This is a genomic window from Mycobacterium sp. IDUB_19 (genome assembly GCF_055419445.1).
In genome coordinates this window covers 1-1214 of record NZ_JBVAXR010000151.1, presented here as the reverse complement: position 1 = coordinate 1214, position 1214 = coordinate 1, and the positions used below count along the sequence as shown (strand labels likewise).

The window sequence follows — 1214 nt, the reverse complement described above, 5'->3', positions numbered from 1 at the left end:
TCGTCGCCGATGAAAAACCGCAGCAGATCGCCATCGACGTGGACATCGCAGCGCGCCCCGGCATGGTGGCGCCCGACGCTGACCTGTTGCCAGGCCACGCACACCACCCCATTGGTCGTCACCCGCCGGCTGATCCAGTCCTGACCACCGCGGTCCCCACCAGCAGCGGCCGCCGGCATCGACGGGTGCACTGCGGCCGCGGGGCGGAACCGCTGCGCCGGTGTGGCCATGTCCAGCGACTGATGCGGACGAGCAGTGTTGTAATACTCGACCCACTCGTCCAAAGCCTGCTGGGCAACCTTCAGACTCGCGAAAGCTGAACTGCTGCTGAGGAATTCGGCACGCATACTGCGATGAAACCGCTCAATCTTGCCCGTGGTAGTCGGAGATCTGGGTTGAGTCAGCAGATGCTCGATCCCGTGCTCGCGGCAAATCGCATCAAAGAGCACCTCCACCGGAGGATGGTTGAACCGGCCGGTGAACACCTTGCCGTTATCGGTCAAGATCTGCTCGGGCGCCCCAAAGGTGGCCAGTGCTGCGCGCAACCCGTCACACACCGCCCGGGTGCGCTCGCGGGCCATCAACCGCGCACACACGCACATCCGGGAGTGATCATCGATTCCCGTCAAGGCTTTAGCACTGGTGCCATCGGCTAGCGGGAATCCGCCCACGATGTCCATCTGCCAAAGCTCCATCGCCGCGCCGCGTTCCCAGCGTTTCCACTTGCGCGAACGCCGATCCCGGCCACGCGGATCGATCATCGCGGCGCGCACCAGGGCCCGATAGACCGCCGATTCCGAGGGCACCGGGGCCACCCGGCGTTTAGCCAACTCGAACACCAGCCGCCGCGGTCCCCAATATGGCCGCGAACGGCGCAACTCCAACAACGCGGCCTCCACCGGGGCCGGCATCTGATGCGGACACGACACCGGCCGATGCGACCGATCCACCAGCCCCTCGAGGCCTTGGGCCTCATAGCGGGCCAACCAGGCGTGCAGCGTCTGGCGCGACACCCCCACCTTCTCGGCAACCTGCGAAACCGACAATCCGTCGCTGATCACCGCCAACACGGCCTGATACCTCTGCTCGGCCACGCTCAACTCCCTCATCTAGGGAGTGTCAAGGATCAACCGAAGTAACTGTCAACCATCAGCCGACACACCGTCACGCATCACCCGAAGACGAAATGTCAAGCATCAACCGACGTCACACAG

The 1214-nt window shown here is 64.4% G+C and carries 1 protein-coding gene; it reads right to left on the bottom strand.

Annotated elements, in window-relative coordinates; translation table 11 throughout:
- Positions 1 to 1109, bottom strand: a 1109-nt coding sequence (locus ACZY0B_RS27550; RefSeq protein ID WP_463767388.1) for an IS481 family transposase, incomplete at its 3' end; no start/stop codon positions are given.
- Between the last annotated feature and the right edge of the window lie 105 nt (positions 1110 to 1214).